Genomic DNA, 18,102 nt, shown 5'->3' with positions numbered 1-18,102 from the left:
GTCACTTGATGTCGATCCGGAAGATCTTGTCGGATCCGTCCGGCTGGTTGCCGTTGTTGTCGCAGTTGGTGGTCGACAGCCACAGCTGGTCGGCGCCGGGCACCTTGGTCACGGTCCGCAGGCGGCCGTACGTGCCCACGTAGTACGCGGTCGGAGTGCCGACGTTCTCGGTGTCGCCGTTGATCGGGATGCGCCAGAGCCGTTCGCCGCGCAGCGAGGCCATGTAGACGACGTTGCGGACGATGGCGATGCCGCTCGGGGACGCCTCGGAGACGTCCCAGGTGGCCTTGGGATTGGTCATCCCGGCGACCGAGCAGGTGCCTTCGCAGGTGGGCCAGCCGTAGTTGGCACCTGGTTTGATCAGGTTCAGCTCGTCCTTGGAGCTGTTGCCGAACTCGGCTTCCCACAGGCGCCCGTTGCGGTCGAAGGCGAGGCCCTGCGGGTTGCGGTGGCCGAGGCTGTAGACGTAGTTGCCGAACGGGTTGCCGGGGGCCGGTTTGCCGTCGGTCGTCATGCGCAGGATCTTGCCGTTGAGGGAGTTCTTGTCCTGGGCGAGGTCGGGTGTCTGGGCCTCCCCCGTCGAGACGTAGAGGTAGCCGTCGGGGCCGAAGAGGAGCCGTCCGCCGTTGTGGTAGCGGTTCTTCTTGATGCCCTGGAGCAGGATCTTGTAGTCGCTGAGCTTGGTGCCGTCGTAGGTCATGCGCACGACCCGGTTGCCCTCGGAGGCGGTGTGCATGAAGTACACGTAGTGGTCGGTGGCCCACTTGGGGTCGACGGCGACGCCGAGCAGGCCGCCCTCGCCGTTGGTGGTGACGGCGTTCGGCACGGTGCCGACCTGGGTCTTGGTGCCGTCCTTGGTGAGCTTCCAGACCGTGAAGTCGTCCCGCTCGGTGACCAGCGCGGTCTTGCCGTCGGGCATCCAGTAGGTGCCCCAGGGGATGGTCCAGCCGGTGGAGAGCGTCGCGATCGAAGAGGGGACTCCGCCGTCGGTCGCGCACGCCTTCGTGGTGAAGGTGACGGTGTTGCCGGCCTCGGAGACGTTGCCGGCCGCGTCCCGGGCGACGACGTTCAGGCTGTAGGGGCTGTTGCAGGCGAGCCCGGTGAGCGTGGTCGAGGTCCCGCTGGTGACGGTGTCGTAGACGGTGGTGTCGCTGCGCACGTCGTAGGCGACGACCGCCGTGTCGTCGGTCGAGGCGCCCCACTTGAGGTCGGCGCTGTTCGCGGTGACGTTGCTCACCGACAGCGTGCCCGGCCTGCTCGGCGGGGTGGTGTCGGAGCTGGGCCTGGTGGTGCAGTCGACGACCGGGCTGGCGGGCGAGGTGTTGCCGGCCGCGTCCCGGGCGATCACCGTGAGGTTGTAGTCGGTGTTGGGGGTGAGCCCGGTCAGGGTCTTGGAGGTCGAACTCCCGGGGGCCTCGCTGATCTTGTTGCCGTGCTCGTAGATGTCGTACGCGCTCACGCCCACGTCGTCCGTGGCCGCGCCCCAGGCCAGGGTGAGCGCGTCCGCCGTGATGTCCGAACAGCTGGGCTGTCCGGGGCGGGTCGGGGCCTGGGTGTCGGCGGCCGCGTCGAGGCTGACGCGGTCGAGGTTGGGGCCGCCGCCGGCGGTGGTGGCGGTGGCCCGGATCTTGTCGGTGCCCGCGGTCAGCGGGACGTTCACGGTCTTGGTGGCCCAGGTGTTCCAGTCGGCGGTGGCCGGGAAGGAGACGCCGGAGGCCACGACCGTGCCGTTCACGGAGATGTCCATGGGCCGGTCGGAGGAGGTCCCGTTGGCGTAGCGCAGGGTGAGGGCGGAGGTACCGGCGGCGGCCGCGCTCACCGTGAACTCCACGTAGGAGCCCTTGACGTTGGTGTAGTCGACGAAACCGGTGCCGGTGTACCCGGTGTGGTTGGTGGCGACGGTGCCCTGGGAGATGGTCGCGTTCTCGGCCTGGTAGTCGGTGGCCGCCAGCGCGGTGCCCTGGCCGAGGCCGGCGAGCGGCAGCGCCAGGGCCGCCGCGACGCCGTACGGCAGAACTCTTCTGATGTTCACGGTTGTTCCCCTCAGCCCGTGTACTGGGTGAAGACCTTGAGGTAGTCGTACGGCTGCTGCGTGACGCCGCCGCAGGAGTCGCCGGCGGTGCCCGAACCGCAGTCCCGGTCGCGGTTGACGGCCCAGTAGGTGAGCCGCCCGATGTGGTGCTGCTGGGCGTAGGCGAGCATGGTCCTGAAGTCGGCCACCCTCACCAGCTCACCGGAGTCGTCGGTCCTGCCGTTCATCGACGACAGCCCGATGTGCGCGTAGGCGGTGGCGTCGCTGTAGCCGTACGCCGACTTCACCTGGGCCTTGAGGCCCTCCATGGCCTGGGTGGTGAGGCTGCCCATGTTGGACGTGCCGCCGCCGAAGTCGAACGGCATGATGCACCAGACGTCTTTCGCCAGGCCGGAGTTCGCGGCCCGCTTGATCATGTCGACGCCGGTGGAGTCGGGGCCGCCGGAGGTGGCGCCGAAGGTGATGACGGTCTTCAGGCCCGGGTTGTTCGCCTTCACCGTCTTCAGCGCGTCGACGACCCGCTGCCGTACCGTCGCGTTGGACCACTCGGTGTTCTCGATGTCGATGTCGAGCGCCTTCAGCTTGTAGGCGTTGATCACCTTCTGGTAGGCGCCGGCGAGCGCGGAGGCGCTGGAGCACTTCTCGCCGAGCTTGTTCCCGCTCCAGCCGCCGACGGAGACGACGACGTCACCGCCGGCCGCTCTGATCGCGTTGATCGTGGACTGGTCGCTGCCGCCGGTCAGCGGGCGCGAGCCGTCCCACTTGGGGTTGCAGGTGCCGTCGGAGAGGATGAAGGCGAGGGTGAACCACTTGACGCCGGTCGCGGACATCACGGAGGTCGGCTTCGGGGGGTTGCCCCAGCCCAGGTACTCGTAGGGGGCGACGGCGAATCCGGGCGAAGCGGCCGCCGCCTTCAGGGAGGTGACGGGCTTGACCCGGATGAGCCTGGTCTCGCCCGGGCGCAGGTTCGCGCTGTAGGTGTCGGCGATCACGCCCTTGTGGGATCCGGACCACAGGTCGGTCACGTCACCCGAGCCGCTGAAGCCGACCTGCGACCAGTTCACGCTGACCGTGGCGTTGCCCGATGTCCCGGTGTTGAACAGGGCCACGACGTACTGCCCGTCGCTCTCCTTCTTGCTCCAGACCTGGTTGACACCGCTGTTGACGATCCGCTTCGCCGCGACCCCGTCCTGGTCCACGCCGATCAGCCGGTCGTTGGTCAGCATCGCCTTGTCGACGGTGTCGAGCCGGGTGAGGTCGGTGCCGAGCAGCAGCGGGGCGGCCGCCATCGACCACAGGGTGAAGTGGGAGCGGCGCTGGTCGGCCGTCAGGCCCACCTGGTCGCCGTTGCCGATCTCCAGCGAGTCCAGGTCGTTCCAGCCGCCGGGGCCGGCGTACGGCTGCCAGGCGGCGGCCGAGTCGAACCGCTTGGAGACGTGGGACCAGTCGGTCAGCGGGTAGCCGCTGCCGTTGCTGCCCGGCCCGCAGTAGCACTCGACGTCGCCCTGGGTGCGCCAGCTGTTCGCCAGTTTGCGCCAGGTGGCGGCGTCGGCGATCGGCAGGTTGTTGGACAGGGCGAAGTTGATGGGCCGTCCGCTGGCCCGCAGCGCCTTGTCCCAGGCCTGGACGTCGGGGATGTCGGCGCTGCCCACTCCGTCGATCTTCAGGTAGTCGACCCCCCAGGACGCGAACTGCTTGGCCCAGGAGTCGACGAACTCCTGCGCGCCCGGCTTGGAGTAGTCGATGGCGTACATGTTCTTGCAGTTGTAGTTCTTCTCGGTCGTGGAGGTGTCCGCGATGTCCTTCGCGTGGTACGAGGTGCCCTCGATCGGCGTGTTCTTGGTGACGGCGTTCTTGGCGATGCCCGGGGTGACGTAGAAGCCGAACTTCAGGCCTCTGGAGTGGACGTAGTCGGCCACTGCCTTGATGCCGTCCGGGAATTTGGCGGTGTCGACGGCCCAGCGGCCGTAGCCGTCCACGGTGAAGCCGTTGGAGTCGCACTTCTGCCAGAAGTCGTCGAGGTTGACGTAGACGAAGCCGTGGTCCTTCAGACCGCTGGAGACCAGCGCGTCGGCCTGTGCCTTGATCTTCGCCTCGGTCGGGTTGCGACGCACGAAGCTCCAGCTGGACCAGCCCATGGCGGGCCGGACGGACTGGCCGTTGTCGGAGGCGGCCGCCGGGTGGGCGGTGCCCACGAGCGGCACCGCCGCGGCGACGAGCAGGCCCGCCGCCGCGGCGGTGAGCGATCTGACCCGGATCATGACTGTCCCCCGTTCACGGGTGTGGCGTATGACGTGCCGATCCACGCCTCGTCGACGCGCAGTCGCTGGTAGCGGGTGGTGTCGGTGGAGGCGGCCCAGGTGGAGTCGACCTCGAGCCGGACGTAGCGGGCGTCGGCCGCGGTCAGGTCGATGCCCTGGACGCCGCGGCGGCTCGGCAGCCGGCCGGACGTGACCGCGCTCCCCCAGGTCGAGCCGTCGTTGCTCAGGAATACCTTGTAGTCCTTGATCCGCGCCGACTGCTCGGTGCTCGATCGGGCGTAGGCCACGGAGTCCTCGCGCTGGTTGAGACCGATGTACTGCACCTTCTTGGCCGAGCCGAGGTCGAAGGTGAGGTTCACGGGGAGGGTCTTGTTGTTGTCCCAGTAGGTGAGGTAGTCGCCGTCGCCGGCCGCCGACGCGGCGTGCCCGCTCGCGGAGGCGCTCGCGCTGACCTTGACGCCGGTGAGGATGCCCTGGCGGCCGGCCGTGGTGACCTTGAAGACCGTGTCGTACGGGTCCCAGGTGCCGAGCCCGCTCAGGGTGAGCACGCCGCCGGACTGCGACCACGACACCGCCGCTCCCGTGCGGAGGTTGGTGACGGAGGCGACGCGGTAGCCGTTGTCCCGCACGCGCAGGGTGCTGGTGCTGGGCGGGGTCAGGACGTGGATGTACTGGCGGTTCGGGTCGTCCTTGGCGATGGTCGTCACCCCGTAGGCGCCGTCGTTCCAGGCACCGGGTTTGAGGCCGCCGTACAGGTAGCCGCCGCCCTCGGTGCCGTGCAGGGACTCCCAGATGGGGTCGAGGTAGGAGTTGGCGAAGTTGTTGAAGGATGCCTGGTTCGACGGGAACTTGCCGTTGACCTGGGCCGTCTCGGCCATCAGGGCCTTCACCGAGGAACCGGCGTTGGTGACGAGGCGGCCGAGGGTGAGCATCTTGTCGACGGTCGGGTCGGAGCCGTCGTACCACCAGGCACCGGTCGAGGGCAGTTTGAAGTCGGCCTCGGTCAGGCGGGGTTGGGCGGTGTAGACGGCCTGCGGGTAGTCGTAGGCCGGAGTCATCCCCGTCTTCTGCTCATTGCTGATCATATCCATGATCGGCGTGTCCTCGTTGTTGTTGCTGAGCGTGTAGTTCGGCCGCTTGTCGTAGATCTGCTGGTAGAGGTTGTGGCTCTCCCAGTAGGAGTTGTCGTTGTCGATCCAGAAGCCGCCGAGGTCGGGGTAGCGGTCCATGACCTCGAAGAAGTTGTCGTAACTGAACTGCCCGAAGCCGTCGTTGGTGGTCAGGTCGACGTTCTTGCCCTTGTAGGCGGAGTACGCGGCCGAGTCGAGCCACTCGTGGCCGCCCTCGTCGTGCCACTGGGGGTCGTTGGTCATGTAGAGGATGACCTTCATGCCCTTGGCCTTGGCGGCCGTGATCAGCTCGCCGAGGAAGTCCCGCTTGGTGGAGCAGGAGCCGGGGATCTTCGACGGCCAGGGGCGGGCGTAGCCGAGGCGGCTGTGGAAGGTGGCGAGGACCAGGTACTGGGTGTGCAGCTTCTGCGCCTCGTTCACCCAGTAGTCGGGGCTCCAGCCCCCGCTCGTGACGTCGTTCTCCCAGGCGGTGCAGCTGGTGTGGGCGGGCGCGGTGCGCAGGCCCCAGTGCAGGAAGAGGCCGCCGACGGAGGCGCGCAGGAAGTCCTGCCGGGGATTCTCCAGGTCGAGCGGCCGCACCGCCGCTGCGCAGTTCTGGCCGCCCGAGACGCGCAGGGCGCCGCCGGTGGTGTTGTGACTGTCCGTCAGGCAGCCGTCGCTGACGTCCTGGAAGCCCACGTCGAAGGGCGAGCCGCCACCCTTCTGCGCGGTGAACCGGGTGAGCCGGATGCCGCTGGCCGCGTTGGCGATGAACGCGGGCCGGCCGTCGTCGGAGGCGAACTTCACCGAGCTGTCGGTGAACTGGACGTCGGCGGCGTTGTGCAGGTACCAGCCGTAGGCGGGCCGGGTGCCGATGCTCTTCGGGTTGTAGTCGGTCGAGTCGTTGCTCGGCACGCCCGTGGCCATGGTGCCGTTGCCGCCGGGGACGGTGATGTGGACGTCGGTGAAGGTGACCCCGCTGATGCGGTGCCCGGTCTCGCCCCACAGGGTCGGGCTGAAGGAGGGGCTGTTGCCGGTCGCGGTGATGTTGTCGTACGTGACGTCACTGATCGATCCGACGCCGGGACTGTTGCCGCATCGTTTCCGGGTGCCGATCTTCTCCATGATCGGCGAGTGGACGTTCGTCATCGTGATGTCGCGGTAGTGGACGTCGGAGATCTTCGAGCCGTCCATGGAGACCATGCCGAGCCCGGACTTGTCGGCGCCGTCGATGCGGATGTTCTCGAACTGGTAGTCCGAGAAGTCTCCGCAGGTCTCGGAGCCGAACATGAGGGCGTTGCAGCACTTGGCGCCGAGGGTGGCGCCGCTCACCCGGACGTGCCCGTTGGGCAGCTTGGCGCCGAGCGCGTAGTCGCTCTTGAACACCAGCGCGTCGTCGTTGGCGTGGATGGTGGCGTTGGTGATCGTGGCGCTGGTGGTGGAGATGACGTTCCAGCCGTCGCGGTCGCTCGCGGTGTCGATGGTGAGGTGGTCGGACGTCACGTTCGTGCAGCCGTTGATCAGCGCCGCGAAGTGGCCGCCGCGGCGCAGGGTGAGACCGTCGCCGATCCTGAGCCCGTCGCACCGGGTGAGCGAGATGATCTTGTCGGCCTGGCCCGACTTCGGATTGCCGGTGATCAGGTTGCCCGCGCCGTCGATGACGCCCTGGCCGACGAAGCCGATGTCGGTGAGCCTGTCGCCGTAGATCATCGCGTCGTGGAAGTGGCTGTGGCCGTAGTCCTGGTAGGCGTCGTAGGGGTTGGACTCGGCCTTGTCGTAGGTGTCCGCGCTGGAGCCCTGGAGAGTGGCGCCCTTGTCCAGCTGGAGCGTCACATGGCTCTTCATGTGCAGGGTGTTCTTGGACTTGTAGGTGCCGGCGGTGAAGCGGACGGTGCCGCCGCCCGCGCTGTTCGCCGCGGTGATGGCCTTGTCGATGGCCGGGCTGTCGTTGGTGGAGCCGTCGCCCTTGGCGCCGTAGTCGCGCACGTCGTAGACGGCGGCGGTGCCGCCGGCGGCGTGCGGGGCGGCGAGGGCCGCGGGGTGGCACAGCCCGAGGACGACGGCGAGCACGAAGAGGACGATCGCGGCAGCACTGCGCCGCTCAGCGGTCGGGGGTTTCATGGTGACGGTTCCTCACACCTGTTGGTAGCCGCGCAGATCGGTGAGCAGAAGGTAGGTGTCCTGGAGTGAGCCCGAGGTGTCGCCGAGGGAGCGGTAGATGCCCCACTTGGGGCGCACCCGGTCCGCCAGGAAGGTGTCCACGCCGCTCTTCGACACGTCGATGACCGTGGCGCCGCCGGACTTGAGGATCCAGCGGACGGAACCCGCCGAGCCGTTGCCGACCTTGATCTGGAAGTCGACGTCGGTCCATGTGTCGTGCAGCGGGTCGAGACCGGTACGGCCGACGACGATGCCGTCGGTGGCCAGGTTCAGCTCGATGGTCTGCTTGCCGTTCACCCTGCGCAGCGACTGCGTGACGATCGGCGAGGTGCCGTTGCCGGGCTGCTTCATCTGCATGATGTGCGTGAAGGTGGTGGTCGCCTTCAGCGAGCTGGGGATGTACATCGAGTACGTCACCCGCCAGGTCTGGCCCTGGTTCCACGTGAGATAGCTGCTGGAACCGGTGCGCAGGCCGGTGACCTCCTGACGCTGGCGGTCGGTCGAGGTGTCGCGGTCGACCATGTGCATGTTGAAGCGCCAGTTGTCACCGGTGGCGAAGATGTGCGGGTGCCCCGCCGGGTGGGAGTCGGCGCGGTCGTCCTCGACGGTCTCGAAGGCGCCGAGACCGTCGCGGCTCGCCGACGGGTCCCACTTGAGCTGCCAGGACGCGGCGTGTGCGGTGGTCGCGGGCAGCCCCACGGCCGCTCCCGCGGCACCGGCGAGCGCGGCCCCCAGGACCGCTCTCCGCGATGTCGTGCTCATGACACTGAATCTCCTCGAAGTTGCTCGTTCATGATCAGGAAGGCCCCGAGGCCGTGGAAGTCGTTCACGGCCCGGGTGCGGGCGACGTAGTACGCGTAGTCGCCGACGTTCGTGCCGACGGAGATGTCGGCGAGCTCGGTGCGGCCGTCCGCGCCGACCGACAGGTTCGCGAGCACGCCCTGGTAGCCGCGGCGGGCGACGTCCGCGAAGTGCGGGTCAAGGTAGTGCTGTTGGGCGCCGCGCGCGAGGGCGTAGGTGAACATGCTGGAACAGGACGTCTCGGTCCAGTTGTCGCTCCGGCCGCCCTTGTCGATGACCTGGAACCAGCGTCCGGTCGCCGGGTCCTGGTACTTCTCCAGGGCCGCCGCCAGCTTCCGGAAGACGCTCAGGATCTGGGGCCGGCGGGGCTGGTCCGCCGGGACGGCGTCCAGTACGTCGACGGCCGCCATCGCGTACCAGCCGACGGCACGGCACCAGTGTTCCGGTGCCAGCCCGGTCGCCGGATCCGCCCAGCTCGCGCTCTTCGACTCGTCCCAGGCGTGCCTGAGGAGGCCGTTCGCGACCTGGAGGTGGCCGCCGTAGACGGCGAGTTGCTTCGCCGCCTCGTCGTCGGTGGCCGCGCTGTCACCGAACTCCTTGCCGTACTCGACGAGGAACGGGTTCACCATGTAGGTGCCGTCCGCCCAGAGCTGGTGGGCACGGCTGCTGGTGTCCGCGTGCCAGAAGCCGCCGTCACTCGTGCGCGGGTAGGTGTTCAGGCGGTCGCGGATCTTCTTCGCCGCCTTGCGGTAGCGGTCCTGGCCCGTCTCGTGGTGCAGGATCACCAGGAGCCGGCCAGCCTGCATGCTGTCCAGGCTGTTGAAGGACTGGTCGATCGAGCCGTCGCTCTTCACGAACCGGTCGACGTAGTTCTTGATGTAGGTGAGGCAGCGGGGGTCGTGGGTGCGCCGGTAGGTGAGGTACTGGCCGTAGAGGTAGAGGCCGACGGGGTAGGACCAGCCGCCGATGGTGGCGGGGGTGTAGCGGGCCATGGTGGAGTCGACGACCGCGGTGGACCAGTCGGTGGCCGCCGCCGGCCGGGACGCGGCGGCAGGCCCGGGGGCGACGGGGACCGCGGCGGCCGGCGGGGCGACGGCAGTGGGCAGGGCGGTGAGGCCGGCGGCGGCGAGCGCGACGGCCGTGAGCGCGGCGGTTCGCAGGCGGTTCATGGTCCTCCTTCTCGATGACGGACAGCGGGCACCGGCGTGTCCGGCCGGCGCGGCCGGTCACTTCCGGACGGTCTCCACGACCTGATGACCAGGGCCTCTTTTCATCCGATGTCTGTGCGGCGGCTGGCTCCACCGGCGGGCTCTCCGAGGCGGTCTGGTTCATGGCTCTGTACCTGTTTTCCGGAAGGGGAGGTCTCGGTGTCGTTCGAGAAGTTCCCAGTTCACAGGGGGCTGCTGGGGAAAACCCGCAGAGGTTCACATCTCTGTACCGGGTTCAGGGATACGTTCGACGGTGCGCACCAGAGTCCCGGCAGGACGGGCCGCGGTCAATGGTCCGGACCGATAACGTCGGATGCATTTCCGGCCAATCTCGGCCCGGGCGACTGACTCAGCGGTCAGTTCCGGCGGATTCCGCGGTCAGGAATGCATCGGGGCCCGTGATCGTTGACGATGGGAGTACCACCTGTCGACAACCTAAGGATCGAGAGCTCGTGAGCAGCAAGGTCCCCCCGAAAATCCTCAACAACGGCGTCGAGATGCCCCAGCTGGGCTTCGGCGTGTGGCAGGTTCCGGACGACGAGGCCGAGCAGGCCGTCGCCACGGCGCTGGAGGCCGGGTACCGCAGCATCGACACAGCGGCGATCTACGGCAACGAAGAGGGCACCGGCAAGGCGATCGCCGCCTCCGGCGTTCCGCGCGAGGACCTCTTCGTCACCACCAAGCTCTGGAACGCCGACCAGGGATACGACTCGACCCTCCGCGCGTTCGACGTGTCGCTGGACAAGCTGGGTCTCGACTACCTGGACCTGTACCTCATCCACTGGCCGCTGCCGGCCCAGGACAAGTACCTGGACACCTACCGGGCGTTCGAGAAGCTGTACGCCGACGGCCGCGTCAAGGCGATCGGCGTCTCCAACTTCCTGCCCGAGCACCTGGAGCGGCTGATCGCCGAGACCTCGGTCATCCCGGCGGTCAACCAGATCGAGCTGCACCCGCACCTGCAGCAGCACGCCTCGCGCGAGGCCCACGAGGAGCAGGGCATCGCCACCGAGGCCTGGTCGCCGCTCGGTCAGGGCAAGGGCCTGCTGGAGGTGCCGGCGATCGTGGCGATCGCGCAGAAGCACGGCCGCACCCCGGCCCAGATCGTGCTGCGCTGGCACATCCAGCTCGGCAACGTCGTGATCCCGAAGTCCGTGACGCCGTCCCGGATCAAGGAGAACATCCAGGTGTTCGACTTCAGCCTGGACACCGAGGACCTCGCGGCGATCAGCGCGCTCAACGAGGACCGGCGCATCGGCCCGGACCCGGCCACCTTCGACGTGAGCTGAGCGGTCCCCGTACCGCAGCGGCCGTCCCGCCGACAGCACGGCGGGGCGGCCGTTCGCGTTCCGCGACTCCCCGTCAGGGCCCGTCAGCCGGGGTGCACATCGGCGTGGACGACCTCGAACTCCTCCAGACCGACCACGGTCACCCGCGCCTTCGCGGAGTCGGCACGCCGGGCGGCGGCCTGGCCCGAGCGTGAGGCGGTCATCGAGGCCCGGTCGACGAAGAGGGAGCCGGCCATGCCCCGCCCCCGCTGCCGGTCGACGAACAGGGCGCACCGGGCGAATCCCGGCAGCGCTTCCAGCCGGGGCACGGCCGAGGAGCGGAACGTCTCGGCGAACAGGTCCGTGTCGGCGGGATCGAACTCGACCCAGGCGCACCGCAGACCGCCGCCCGCCCTCGGCAGCTGCGCCGAACGGAAGACCGCCACCTCGTAGTTGCGGACCGCGACGGTACCCGCGAAGGGCTCCAGCATCGGCCCGCGCCGCTCACTCATCACCTGGTCGCTGTTGCGCCGGGCCGCCTCGGAGCCCCACCAGCTCACCGCGAGCAGTTTGCCCAGGTCCCGGTCGACGAAGACCCCCGCGCCCCGGTACTCGGGGCGGTCCGCCAGCAGATCGCGCCCCTCGCTGTTGAGCGCCCTGATCGCGGCCTCGATCCTCGCCGGATCACCGGTGGCGTACACCGCGCGTACGAACATGACCCCTCGCCTCCCAGGAGCCACCGGAGCCACCGCTCAACCCCCGCACGGCTCCTGCGTAAATATTCGGAATGTTCCGCCCCACCAGTGTTCCCCGACGGTCATATCACCGCAATGCGCGACAATTTCCCGAGTTCACGCCCAGGGGTTGACGCGGACATGCAGCCGGGTCCACCTTGTACGGCACCCGGTCAGGAAACTTTCCTAACAGAAGGGCACCCCCACAGTGCGCATGCGAACACTGACCCTTGCCGCGGCCTCCGGGGCCGCACTGCTCGCCGCCGGTGTACTGCCCGCCAGCGCCTCCGGCGCCACTCCCCGGTCCGCCCAGGAGGGCTCGGTCAGCGCGGCGGACCTGCTCGCCAAGGTGACCTCGTGCTCCCAGATCTCCAACGGCAAGTACAAGACCGACGACGAGACCTCGGCCACGATTCCCGTCTGCGGCAAGAACGGCGCGGTCTTCTGGAAGGCCGACATGGACATCGACTGCGACGGCCAGCGCACCACCAACTGCAACGAGAACCGCGATCCCTGGTACCAGGACGACACCGCGTTCCACCAGTCCGACGGCAAGCCGCTGAAGGCCGAGTCGCTGCCGTACATCGTCGTTCCCAGCTCCAGCAGCATCTGGAACTACTCCAGCGCCGGCATCAAGGGCGGCGGCGTGGTGGCCGTGATCTACAACAACAAGGTCGAGTACGCGGTGGTCGGCGACACCGGCCCCACGAAGATCATCGGTGAGGCGTCGTACGCCACCGCCAAGGCGCTCGGCATAGACCCCGACCCGGCGACCGGCGGTGCCGACTCCGGGGTGACCTACATCCTCTTCAAGAACTCGAAGGTGTCCCCCATCGAGAGCCACAGCGCGGCGGTGTCCCTCGGTGACCAGCTGGCGAAGCAGTTCCTCGCCAACAACTGACCGAGTAGGTGCACCATCGACCCGGGGTGGGTGAGCGGCCCGGTACCGAGCGGTACCGGGCCGTCCGGTCTAGGCCGGCCGTACCGCCGTGTGCACCGTGCGGGCGCCCAGGACGAAGACGTCCGGCCTGCGGTGGACGCTCGCCGGGTCGGCCGGGTCGAGGAGGCGGTCCAGGGTGGCGCGGTCGTCGGTGGTGAGACCCTCGTTGACGGTGTCCCGGAAGCGGGAGAGCTGCTCGGCCGCGTAGGCGCGGGCCCGGTCGGAGGCCGGGGCGGGCAGGTCGATCAGGAAGCTGCGGCTGCGGGTGTGCTTGAGGCCGGCCGAGTTCAGCAGCGTGGGCCAGTCCTCGGTCTCCGCCACCGAGCCGGGCAGGTCCGTGCGCATCTGCTCGAACCACTCCTCCTGCAACGCGTCCAGCCGCGCCTGGAGACCGGGCCGCCCGATGCCGATGTCCCGGGGCAGGAAGCGGCTGGGCAGGCCGCCCTCCAGGACGGCCAGGGTGCCTCCGGGGGCCAGCCGCTCGCCGAAGGCGGTCAGCGCGGCCCGCTGGTCACCGAGGTGGTGCAGGGCGTTCCCGGCCCACAGCAGATCCGCCGGGTAGTCCAACTCGTCAAGTACCCCAGGGAGTTCGCCCGCGAGCACGCCGAAGCGATCGCCGACGCCCAGTCGCTCGGCGCGGGCCAGGGCCCGGTCCAGGAGCGGCGCGCTGCCGTCCACGGCCAGTACCCGGGCGCCCGGGAAGGTCTCGGCGAACAGACACGACACCACGCCGGGCCCGCTGCCCGCGTCCACGATCAGTCCGGGCTCGGTGACCTCCTTGCCGAGCCAGCTCAGCGCGTTCTCGTAGAGGGGCCTGAAGAGCTCGGCCTGCGATTCCAGGTGGTCGGCCATCTCGGCCCAGTCGATGTCGGTGCCCGCGTGGGTGTGGGTGTGCCGGTGGTCGTGGTTGTGGTCGTGCGCCATGGGATAAGCCTCTCGTCCGGATGGCGCAAGGGTGCGCCGACGCCACGTCCGGGGGCCAGTCCTGTTGCCGATGCGGCAAAAAACCCGATGCGGACGGCAAGCCGGGCGGGGCACGATGACCCGGTGGACGACGACCCGATGGACGACGAGCTCGTGGAACGTTTCCTGACCGACGGCTTCGTGAAGATCGAGGGCGCGTTCCCGCCGCGGGTCGCCGAGGACTGCGCCCGCCTGCTGTGGCGGGAGACGGGGTACGACCCGGAGGACCCCGGCACCTGGCGGGACCCGGTGGTGTGGGTGGGGGGCATGGCCCAGGGCCCGTTCGCGGCGGCGGCCAACTCGCCGGCGCTGCACCGGGCGTTCGACCTGCTGGTGGGAGAGGGCCGATGGGTGCCCAGGTACTCGCTGGGGAGTTTCCCGCTGCGGTTCCCGCACCCCGAGGAACCGGACGACGCGGGCTGGCACATCGAAGGCAGCTACCTTCCCGAGGGCGCGGACTGGCACTTCACCAACCTGCGGTCACGGGACCGGGCGCTGCTGATGCTCTTCCTGTTCAGCGAGGTGACGCGGCAGGACGCCCCGACCCGGATCCGGGTCGGCTCGCATCTCGACGTGCCGCCGCTGCTCGAACCGTACGGGGAGGAGGGCGTGTCCGGTCTGGAGATCGCGCCGCGACTGGTCGATGCCTCAGCGCACCGCCCCCTCGCCCACGCCACCGGCCGTCCCGGCGACGTCTTCCTCTGTCACCCCTTCCTGGTGCACGCGGCCCAGCCGCACCACGGCTCCCGCCCCCGTTTCATGGCCCAGCCGCCACTGATGCCGGCCGCTCCCTACGAGCTGGAGCGGCCGGACGGTGACTACTCGGCGGTGGAGACCGCCATCCGCCGGGGTCTGGCCCGGGAGGGCTGAGCCCCGGCGGAGGCCGCCGTCAGGACAGCGGCGGGTAGGCGTTCGCCATCAGCTGCTGGAACTCGGCCGAGAACCAGTGCCCGGACAGCGGCGCGTTCGGCAGGGCGCCGGACATGTTGTTGTTGTTGCGGGGGTTGCCCGTGTACGTCGGGTCGCACATCTGGTCGAAACCCTTGCCCTCGTCGTTCGGGATGGCGGAGCTGGAGCCGTCCGACTCACCCGGAGGCTTCATCCAGACGTAGGCGTCGATCCCGGCCGCCGGGCTGGCCTGCGGGCGCTCGCCGAGGCCCGCTCCGGCCTGGTTGCACCAGTTGCCGATGTTGATCCGGCGGTCGTAGCGGCCGCCGTCGACGTACGCGTCCACGCTGGTCGTCGGGCCGGGGCCGGCCGGCCGTGCGCTGCCGCCCCAGCCGTTGCGGGAGGTGTCGATCAGCATGCCGATGTTCGAGTTGAAGCCGACCGAGACCAGTTCGGTGCGGAAGGCCTGGGCGAAGGACAGCTCGTCGACGTAGCGGTTCCAGTCGACCCACTTGGACTGGCGGACGGAGGTGCCGTTCACCGAGTCGTTGACGGTGAAGTTGTTCTCCTTCAGGGCGCTGTAGTTGGCCGTGTTGGTGATGAAGCCCTGGACGTCGTCGACGGTCGCGCCCTCGCTGGTGGCCGCCTGCTTGAACACGTTGGCCGCCGGGGCGAAGTTGTCGTCCCAGCCGAGCCAGCCGTGGTGGCCGGCGTCCAGGTAGTTGTAGACGTTGGGGATCGCGCCGAGCTTGGCGAGCGCGTAGCCGACGCCCTTCACGTAGTTGCCGTTGGCGAGCATGGTGTTGCAGTTGGCCGTGGCGGTGGCCCGGCTGCCGGTGTTGGTGACCAGGTTGGGCAGCGAGTCGAGCTCGATCGTGGTGACGATCCGCAGCGAGGCGTACTTGCTGTCGGAGAGGATCGCCGCGATCGGGTCGATGAACTGCGTCTTGTACTTGTCGATCTCCGTCGGGCCGAGTTCGCCGTTCGAGGCGAGGGCGGCGCAGTCGCGTCCGGGCAGGTCGTAGATGACCAGCTGGACGACCTCCTGGCCGCTGCCCTTCTGGGCCAGGGCCGCGTCGAGGTGGTCGCGCAGGCTCATGCCGCCGTTCACGCCGTTGATCGCGGCGATGCGGTCGATCCAGACACCGGTGGGCTGGTTGGAGACACGGGTGCCGCCCGGTTCGGCCGCGGCCTTCGCCGACCACTCCGGGTTCACGTACACCTTGGCTCCGGAGTACGGGTTGTCGACGCGGGAGCCGGAGCCGCCGCCGTTGCCCCCGCCGCCTCCGCCGCCGCCACTGCCGGTGCCGTCGTCGACGTTGCAGGTGACGCCGTCGAGCGTGAAGGCGGTCGGGACCGCGTTCGTGCCGCTGTAGGTCCCGTTGAACCCGAAGCTGACCGAACCGCCGGTCGCCAGGGTGCCGTTGTACGTCTCGTTGCTCGCGGTGACCGCGGTGCCGCTCTGGCTGACCTTGGCGTTCCAGGAGCTGCTCACCGACTGGTTGCCGGCGTACGACCACTTCACCGCCCAACTCGATTTGGCGGCGGAGTTGTTGGTGACGGTGACGGCGGCGGTGAAGCCGGAGCCCCAGTCGTTCTGGATCTTGTAGTCGACGGTGCAGGGGATGGCGGAGATCGCCGCGTGCGCGGCGGGGGCCGCGGCGACCGCCGGCCCCGAGACCCCGGCGACGAGCGCCAGGGCGGCGAGTAACGCTGTTCTGGTACGGCTCATGAGTGCGGGTTCCTTCTTCTCGGGTCGGACTTCTCCGGTGGGGTGGGTGTGTTACGGGTTGAGGGCCTTGAGGTGGTCGTGCAGGCCGGCGCCGTACGCGGTCGGCGTGCCGTCGTAGGCGGAGATCAGGGACGGGCCGGCGGAGCAGTCCCAGGTGTTCCAGGTCCAGCCCAGGTAGGAGAGGCCGCGGTCGTCGAACCACTTCATGACCTGGTCCACGAACGCGTGCGCGCAGGTGTTCTCACCGATCTCCCCGGCCACCAGCGGCACCTTGGCCGCGACCGGGGCGAGGGTGGAGTTCCAGCAGCTCTCGGTGGAGCAGGTGTTGAAGTTGTAGACGTGGTAGGCGGCGACGAGATTGTTCGCCGGATCGGTGGGCTCGTACGTCAGCCACTGGCTGAGGTCGTTGCTGTACGCCAGTCCGCCGATCATGATGACGTTCCTGGCACCGGCGCCGCGGACGCTGTTCACCAGGTCCTGCATGCCGGCGACCGGGTAGCCGATCCCGGGGCAGGTGCCGCCGTCCCGCCAGCACTCCCAGGCCTGGGTGGTCGTCGAGGTCGCCCGGTCCGGGTAGGGCTCGTTGAACAGGTCGAACACGGCCGCCGGGTCGTCCTTGAAGGTGCCGGCCACCGAGGACCAGAAGGACGGGGCGTACTGGGCGTCCGGCATCGGCTTCTGGCAGGTGGCGTGCACGTCGGAGCAGCCCGCCGAGTTGCCGGTGTACTGACCGTGGGACCAGTGGAGATCAAGGATCGGGGTCATGCCGTACGACTCGACGCGGGCCACCAGGTCCTTGACCGCGCTGATGTAGTTGGCGCCCGCGTACTCGGGCTTGATATTGGACAGGCCAAGCCAGCACTCCTCGTTGAGCGGGATGCGGACCGCGTTGGCCTTCCAGTCGGCGATCGCCTTGACGGCGGCGTCGTCGACCGGACCGTCCCAGATGCCGTAGCCCTGCACGCACATGAACTCGCCGCCGGAGCGGTTCACGCCGAGCAGGCGGTGGGGCGCGCCGCCGGCATCCACGAGCTTGGTGCCGGAGACGTGCAGGGCCGGGGCCGACCCGGTGGCGGGCGGGCCGGTCGGCGTCGGAGTCGGCGTCGGTTCCGCATCCACGTTGCAGGTCGTGCCGTTCAGCTTGAAGGTCGTCGGTACGGCGTTGCTCCCCGACCAGGACCCGAGGAACCCGGCGCTGACGCTCGCGCCGGTGCCGAGGGAGCCGTTCCAGCTCTCGTTCACGGCGGTGACCGTCGTACCGGCCTGGGACCACGTGCCGTTCCAGCCCTGGGTGACCTTCTGGCCGCTCGCGAAGTCGAAACTCAGGCTCCAACTGCTCACGGCTGCCATGTTGTTGGTGATGGTCACGGAGCCCTGGAAGCCGGTGTCCCACTGACTCGTGACCGTGTACTGCACCGTGCAGGCGGGTGTGGCGCCGGACGCCGACACCACCGGCACCAGTGCGGCGCCGACGAGGGCGACCGCACCGGTGACGGCTAAAAGAACCGAACGCGGGGGGTGTCGCATGAGCGACTCCTCACAGCTCGGGCACGTCGTGACGGACGCGCCGACTGAACGGAATCGCTCCCACTGGTGCGAAGGAAGGTAGCGCCGGGCGACTGCAAAGAACAGAGGAGTCGCCTGACTTTTCTCCAGCCGGGTCAGTCGAATCTTTTCGACTCTTCGACGGCCTTGACCGCACCATGCCACGTCGCCACTATGGGAGCGCTCCCACTGGTTCAAGCCTTGACTTCTCCCCGAGCCGCAAGCGCAAGGAGGAACCAGCACATGCATCCCGCATCCCCGCCGACTCCCGGTTCCGGGAGGAGGCGCAGAGCCGTACGGCGGTTGTGGACCGCCGTCGTCGCGGCCCTCGCCCTGCCGCTGTCCATGCTGGCCGTCGGGACGGTTCCCGCCCACGCGGCGGCCGTCCAGTGCAGCGTCGACTACAAGACCAACGACTGGGGTTCCGGCTTCACCGCGGACCTCACGATCACCAACCGCGG

At 69.0% G+C, this 18,102-nt stretch carries 13 protein-coding genes; 4 read left to right on the top strand and 9 right to left on the bottom strand.

The window, feature by feature from the left end; genetic code table 11:
• Position 1 precedes the first annotated feature (1 nt).
• The 5 genes from AB0G52_RS36710 to AB0G52_RS36690 are packed head-to-tail and all read right to left on the bottom strand — an operon-like array spanning position 2 to position 9,532.
• Entirely contained in the window at positions 2-2,032 is a 2,031-nt protein-coding gene (locus tag AB0G52_RS36710; RefSeq protein WP_361342901.1) for a PQQ-dependent sugar dehydrogenase, read from the bottom strand.
• 11 nt (positions 2,033-2,043) lie between these two features.
• Positions 2,044-4,293 carry an alpha-galactosidase gene (locus tag AB0G52_RS36705; RefSeq protein WP_361342898.1) on the bottom strand — a complete coding sequence of 750 codons (2,250 nt, stop codon included), beginning with the start codon at positions 4,291-4,293 and terminating at the stop codon, positions 2,044-2,046.
• Positions 4,290-7,523: a glycosyl hydrolase family 28 protein gene (locus tag AB0G52_RS36700; RefSeq protein ID WP_361342895.1), complete on the bottom strand. Its 3,234-nt coding sequence runs from the start codon at positions 7,521-7,523 to the stop codon at positions 4,290-4,292. The genes AB0G52_RS36705 and AB0G52_RS36700 overlap by 4 nt, the downstream gene beginning before the upstream one ends.
• A gap of 12 nt (positions 7,524-7,535) precedes the next feature.
• Complete coding sequence (locus AB0G52_RS36695) at positions 7,536-8,324, bottom strand: heparin lyase I family protein (protein ID WP_361342892.1); 789 nt, start codon at positions 8,322-8,324, stop codon at positions 7,536-7,538.
• Entirely contained in the window at positions 8,321-9,532 is a 1,212-nt protein-coding gene (locus AB0G52_RS36690; protein ID WP_361342890.1) for a glycoside hydrolase family 88 protein, read from the bottom strand. The genes AB0G52_RS36695 and AB0G52_RS36690 overlap by 4 nt, the downstream gene beginning before the upstream one ends.
• 491 nt (positions 9,533-10,023) lie before the next feature.
• Here AB0G52_RS36690 and AB0G52_RS36685 point away from each other — a divergent pair, with 491 nt between their 5' ends.
• A complete protein-coding gene (locus AB0G52_RS36685) occupies positions 10,024-10,860 on the top strand; it encodes an aldo/keto reductase (protein ID WP_132893696.1) in 837 nt (278 codons plus the stop codon).
• Positions 10,861-10,943: 83 nt separating this feature from the next.
• Here AB0G52_RS36685 and AB0G52_RS36680 read toward each other — a convergent pair whose 3' ends face one another.
• Entirely contained in the window at positions 10,944-11,555 is a 612-nt protein-coding gene (locus AB0G52_RS36680) for a hypothetical protein (RefSeq protein WP_132893698.1), read from the bottom strand.
• A 226-nt stretch (positions 11,556-11,781) separates the two neighbouring features.
• On the opposite strand from AB0G52_RS36680, the gene AB0G52_RS36675 reads away from it, so the two are divergent.
• Positions 11,782-12,474 (top strand): glycoside hydrolase family 75 protein, encoded by a 693-nt coding sequence (locus AB0G52_RS36675; protein ID WP_132893700.1) that lies wholly within the window; start codon positions 11,782-11,784, stop codon positions 12,472-12,474.
• A 69-nt stretch (positions 12,475-12,543) separates the two neighbouring features.
• Here AB0G52_RS36675 and AB0G52_RS36670 read toward each other — a convergent pair whose 3' ends face one another.
• Positions 12,544-13,437: a class I SAM-dependent methyltransferase gene (locus AB0G52_RS36670; protein WP_361342886.1), complete on the bottom strand. Its 894-nt coding sequence runs from the start codon at positions 13,435-13,437 to the stop codon at positions 12,544-12,546.
• A gap of 138 nt (positions 13,438-13,575) precedes the next feature.
• Here AB0G52_RS36670 and AB0G52_RS36665 point away from each other — a divergent pair, with 138 nt between their 5' ends.
• Positions 13,576-14,346: a phytanoyl-CoA dioxygenase family protein gene (locus AB0G52_RS36665; RefSeq protein WP_361342988.1), complete on the top strand. Its 771-nt coding sequence runs from the start codon at positions 13,576-13,578 to the stop codon at positions 14,344-14,346.
• Between the two features lie 19 nt (positions 14,347-14,365).
• Here the strand turns inward: AB0G52_RS36665 and AB0G52_RS36660 are convergent, their stop codons facing one another.
• Positions 14,366-16,096 (bottom strand): glycoside hydrolase family 6 protein, encoded by a 1,731-nt coding sequence (locus tag AB0G52_RS36660; protein WP_132893706.1) that lies wholly within the window; start codon positions 16,094-16,096, stop codon positions 14,366-14,368.
• Between the two features lie 51 nt (positions 16,097-16,147).
• Positions 16,148-17,623, bottom strand: coding sequence for a cellulase family glycosylhydrolase (locus AB0G52_RS36655; RefSeq protein WP_361342883.1), 1,476 nt, complete (start codon positions 17,621-17,623; stop codon positions 16,148-16,150).
• Positions 17,624-17,884: 261 nt separating this feature from the next.
• Between AB0G52_RS36655 and AB0G52_RS36650 the strand changes: the two genes are divergently transcribed.
• On the top strand, positions 17,885-18,102 hold a 218-nt coding region (locus AB0G52_RS36650; protein ID WP_361342881.1), incomplete at its 3' end, for a hypothetical protein.

Origin of the sequence: Streptomyces sp. NPDC021562, assembly GCF_040640875.1 — a bacterium.
GTDB lineage: Bacteria > Actinomycetota > Actinomycetes > Streptomycetales > Streptomycetaceae > Streptomyces.
Note: the sequence above shows the minus strand (reverse complement) of the source record. Positions and strands in the feature narration are given on the sequence as shown.